The 4,617-nt window shown below is 41.7% G+C and carries 5 protein-coding genes and 1 pseudogene; 2 read left to right on the top strand and 4 right to left on the bottom strand.

Features of this window, described 5'->3' with window-relative positions; translation table 11 throughout:
- Positions 1–602 precede the first annotated feature (602 nt).
- Entirely contained in the window at positions 603–1,064 is a 462-nt protein-coding gene (locus tag KM934_RS12340) for a Fur family transcriptional regulator (protein WP_215760906.1), read from the top strand.
- 5 nt (positions 1,065–1,069) lie between these two features.
- Positions 1,070–1,636, top strand: a complete 567-nt coding sequence (locus KM934_RS12345; protein WP_094389332.1) for a 6-carboxytetrahydropterin synthase — start codon at positions 1,070–1,072, stop codon at positions 1,634–1,636.
- Positions 1,637–1,721: 85 nt separating this feature from the next.
- On the opposite strand, the gene KM934_RS13220 is transcribed toward KM934_RS12345, so the two are convergent.
- From KM934_RS13220 to KM934_RS12365, 4 genes and pseudogenes are all read right to left on the bottom strand, one after another.
- On the bottom strand, positions 1,722–1,937 hold the full coding sequence (locus KM934_RS13220) for a tyrosine-type recombinase/integrase (protein ID WP_252344999.1): 216 nt from the start codon (positions 1,935–1,937) through the stop codon (positions 1,722–1,724).
- Between the two features lie 393 nt (positions 1,938–2,330).
- Positions 2,331–2,729, bottom strand: a pseudogene (locus KM934_RS12355) (magnesium chelatase subunit ChlI family protein); the annotation flags it as partial.
- 159 nt (positions 2,730–2,888) lie between these two features.
- A complete protein-coding gene (locus tag KM934_RS12360) occupies positions 2,889–3,551 on the bottom strand; it encodes a hypothetical protein (RefSeq protein WP_215760907.1) in 663 nt (220 codons plus the stop codon).
- Positions 3,552–3,611: 60 nt separating this feature from the next.
- Positions 3,612–4,346 carry a hypothetical protein gene (locus tag KM934_RS12365; protein ID WP_215760908.1) on the bottom strand — a complete coding sequence of 245 codons (735 nt, stop codon included), beginning with the start codon at positions 4,344–4,346 and terminating at the stop codon, positions 3,612–3,614.
- Positions 4,347–4,617: the final 271 nt, after the last annotated feature.

Consider the following 4,617-nt stretch of genomic DNA (forward strand, 5'->3'; position numbering starts at 1 on the left):
TCGCCGACGGCTCACCGGGAGCAGCCTTCGACAGCTCCTTGAACGGCAAAGCGGAGATCTCGCACTGGATATCTATTCGGTCTAAGAAAAGAGGGGCCGCTGATTGTCCCACTTTTTGGCTCGCTCCATGCCATCTAGCACTACGCCTACGATGATTTATCAAGGACATAGATGAATGGCCATTGTTTATGTTCACGATGCAAAGATAATACTTTTGTTTAATTAGTCGAGCCTTTTTGATTAGAATTGCTCCATTGTGCATAGACTCCATACATTCCCACATGGGCCAGGTGAATTTCTGATAGACAGAATCTAAGGAATGTATTTCGACGAGGTTGAGTCCGATAACATGTTTTTTGAGGTCTGTATTGCGGTATTGCTTCTTTACGACAGCATAGGCGCGTCCCAGATCCTCAAAAATGTAGGGCGCAACGTCGGCGAAAGGTTCCGATTCAAGACCATCCATAGTGATAATATAACACTCGGGAACCACATCATTATATGTGAACCCCCACCAATATGCCACTATCTTCGAACAGATAAATATGTGACGGGGTTTTATTCTTCAAAAAGCAGCAATTTTGTTGATAAAAAAATTGCAAATGCGAAATATTATCATTAACTTTGCTGCATCACAATATGAGAAGAATGGAAAGTACGGGATTATAAAGAACGCAGGCCTAAAAATTACTCCGCAACGTAAAGTGGTTTATGAGGTTATGATGGAATTGCGTCATGCTGCCATTGATGAAATAATCAAGAGTGTGCAATCCAAAGATAATGAGATAACCATCTCAACCATCTATCGCATTCTTGATTCGTTTTGCAAGGCTAATCTGTTATCACTTGTGTTCCATCCCGAAGTGGGGATAAGCTATTATGACATTACCGTGACAGAGCATCACCACATATTCGAGGGAGAGAGCATCTTGGATTATATGGATGAAGGGCTTACGGAATTGATACGACAGTATTTGAAAGAAAAGAATTTTGCATCGGTTGACATTAGCCAAATACAGGTGCAGATAACGATAAATAACCCAAAGTTAAACTCTAAAAAGTAAAAAGTATGAGAAGTATCACGACTTTCGATTTGCAGTATGCACATCGGTTCTATGGCTTCCAAGGCGAAGCCCAGTATCTTCACGGTCACACTGGCACACTGACCATTGAGGTGGAAGATACGGTTGAAGAAGGTGTAAACATGGTGTACCCTTGTAATGAAATCCAAAAGGTGGCATGGAGCCTGTTGAAGAATTTTGACCATGCCTTGGTGCTCCGCGAAGATGACCCTTTGCTTCCTGCCATTCTTGATGTGTATGAAAAGCAAGGCATCAAAAACGGCCATCCGCAAAACAAAATGAAAGGAGAGGCCTTCAAGACCGAATTGGCAACGGCTTACCCCAATGCCCGTCTGGTTGTTACCAAAGAAACCATGACAGTGGAAGGTATGATTAAGATTGTATATGACTTGTTGAAAGACAAACTGAACATCGCTAAGATCACTTTCACAAGCGGTGTGAATGCCGCGTCTGCCGAGTTTACCACAAAGAATAACATAGACCGCTGTCCTCTTTGCGGTGTCGCCCTCAACGCGGATGGAGTATGCCCAAAATGTGGTTATCGGAAAAAATAATCCACGTAAAGCTGCATATAAAATAAAGTGATGATGAAAATATGGGGCTGTGTCGTAATTAAGGTTTACGGCGCAGCCCCGTATTTTACAAGTTAGAAAAATAATTTGAAATTCGGCTAATGGCTTCAACCTTTGTTTCCATAACCACATCGGCATACACCTGTGTTGAATTTATGCTCGTATGTCCGAGCAACTTGCCTACTGTGTACAAGTCACTTCCGGCAGCCAGTGTCAGCACGGCAAATGTGTGACGGCTCGTATGGAAACTGACATTTTTCGTAATCCCTGCATCCGCAGTCATTTTTTTTAAGATACCTGTTACATATTCCCAATATAGTCAGTTCAAACACCTTTTGGCTCGGCTTACATCCGTTTCGCTCAGTCATGCTCGCTGCTGCCGCATATAACCTCAAAAGAGCCGTGAGGCTCTTTTTGTGCCTTTTCAAATGGGTCATTAGGAGGCTCATGACAGAGGGACAATGGTCGGTTATCACATATAATGCATTCACATGCGCGCATGTGCGAAGTTTTTAAGGCTCGACTAATTATAGAGAGGCTATCATTCTCGGTTAATTTGTAAATTTTACTGTTTTATAGTGATTATTCTTTATCCTTGCTAAGGGAAGCATCGTAGCATTACCAAGTTTTTTTTGAGGGGGGACGCACGTTCGTGAGGTCCTTAAGGTTCGGCTGACTACCTCTCCGCCCAATCGCCACGGTCGAGGTTGCGGTAGCCTATGGCCTCGGCGAGGTGGTGTGGCTGCACTCTGTCGCTGGCGGCGAGGTCGGCAATGGTGCGGGCCACCTTCAAGATGCGCGAGTAGGCACGGGCAGAGAGCGACAATCGCTCCATGGCCAGGCGCATAAGGTCGAGCCCCTGCTCATCGGGCTCAGCATACTGGTGGATCATGCGTTCGGTCATCTGCGCGTTGCAATGCACACCCGGCACATCCTTGAAACGGGCGGTCTGGAGGGCTCGAGCGGCGATAACGCGCTCACGAATCTTCGCCGACGGCTCACCGGGAGCAGCCTTCGACAGCTCCTTGAACGGCAAAGCGGAGATCTCGCACTGGATATCTATTCGGTCTAAGAAAAGAGGGGCCGCTGATTGTCCCACTTTTTGGCTCGCTCCATGCCATCTAGCACTACGCCTACGATGATTTATCAAGGACATAGGTGAATGGCCATTGTTTATGTTCATGATGCAAAGATAACACTTTTTGTTTAATTATTATCATATAGCGTCTAATTTTTATTTAAAATCACTTTGGTCAAATTTCTGATAGTCAAACCTTATCAATGTATCTACGTCAGGAGCCCGATTACAGCATGAACCCGGTGCTTCCATATCAGAACATATGACATGGGCATAACCCTTTCGATTAGACTTCTTAACCAATTTCTTGCCAGATGCTCGCAAACTATATGCTGTTTCAAATTGCAGCATGGATATTATCGTGTGGTTTCTTATCGTTGCCACATGATAATTACGACAATTAGATGTGTGCCATGTATCTATGAAACCGAAGTCATCAGTACCATTTCCATCCAAATCTCCTTCAAACACAAGTCTTGGGGACACTCCCCAGAACTTGCATCTCTTTACAGCTTTGTTGCTACAACATAGTTCCCAAACATCACGATTGTCTTCGTCTGGACATTCGAACCATAAAGTATCAACACTATTATCAACAAATCTGCCCGTAATAAGGTATTCTTCCTTATGCCCTTTCACAGAGTTGATATACTTATGACTCTCTCGAATCAAGGAATCCTCTATTTCCCTTTCTCTTATTTCAGCATACAGAGAGTCTTCGTATGAAGTATCTGCTTCATTCGTGCTATTTGCAGTTTTGTTCGTACATGCAACAAAAGCAGTAATTACGCACAAGATTACGACAAAGATCTTTTTCATAAGTCTCAAAACATAGTCATTAGTGTCCCTTTTTTAACGGGACACTAATGAATTCAAATATTAAAATTTCATGTCTTGTTTTATGAAACGAGCGATGTTTTGAACATACTCCTTTTTCATCGCAGGATATTGCAAATGTGTCATACCATAGTATACGACACCGTTATGTTCAAATCTTGATAAATTAGAACCAGCCAAAGGTTTTGTTACTTTCGATCTGGTTGCATTCTTTACTTTATTGAAAACATTATTTATAGAAAGACACAGTACACATTTGGGTTTCAATATATCAACGATTTCAATAGTAAAATCTGTACATTTTTTGAGAGCCTCAGAGTAATCTTTGGGGGAGTCAGACAGTTTACCAGCATCGTCTGACATTGGCGAGCCAAAGAAGAATAGATTGAAAAACATATAGTTTCCACTTGTTACTTGCTCTGCAAGACCTTCTTTCTGAAATAAATTAGCATCATTGCAAGGATTGAATATCCAATTCCATTTTGAATGAGCTGGTACACGTTTGCTTACACCGTTACCAACAGCCCATGTTTCAGGAGGATAAGGATTCCCTTCAAAAAAGCGTTTCTTGTAGAGTTGACGATCTTCTGGTTTATAGTTTGCTTCCTGCCCACCTTCTGCAGGATTAAAACCTAAAAACAAAATATCTACATCCTTATCAAATATTGGAGATACTTGAAAGGAAGCTACATGCCTACGCAATTTAGGGCCATACTCATCTGTAAAATCACAGATTCTGTTGACCAATTCTTTATATTGTATTTCTTTTTCTGTCATATTTATGATTATTTATGTTCACGATGCAAAGATAACACTTTTTGTTTAATTATCATATAGCGTATATATTTTCGGAGTTTGGACGCGAAAAGTTAATGCTTTAAACTTTATTTGTGGCTAAACACGATTCTTAACCATGCAAGTAGTGTATTATGTGGTGGATTGAATACCTTTGAGACAAAGACAGCGCCAACTATTTTTGTTTTGTACTTCTTCCAATACTCTGTTAATTCTAACGTAATCGTTTGAAAATGAAGGAGTTAATTAACGT

This window comes from Hallella faecis (assembly GCF_018789675.1).
Taxonomy (GTDB): Bacteria; Bacteroidota; Bacteroidia; order Bacteroidales; family Bacteroidaceae; genus Prevotella; species Prevotella faecis.

Coding starts and splice junctions, on each gene's coding strand:
- KM934_RS12340 (WP_215760906.1), top strand. CDS start 603: ATGCGAAATATTATCATTAACTTTGCTGCATCACAATATGAGAAGAAT.
- KM934_RS12345 (WP_094389332.1), top strand. CDS start 1,070: ATGAGAAGTATCACGACTTTCGATTTGCAGTATGCACATCGGTTCTAT.
- KM934_RS13220 (WP_252344999.1), bottom strand. CDS start 1,937: ATGACTGCGGATGCAGGGATTACGAAAAATGTCAGTTTCCATACGAGC.
- KM934_RS12360 (WP_215760907.1), bottom strand. CDS start 3,551: ATGAAAAAGATCTTTGTCGTAATCTTGTGCGTAATTACTGCTTTTGTT.
- KM934_RS12365 (WP_215760908.1), bottom strand. CDS start 4,346: ATGACAGAAAAAGAAATACAATATAAAGAATTGGTCAACAGAATCTGT.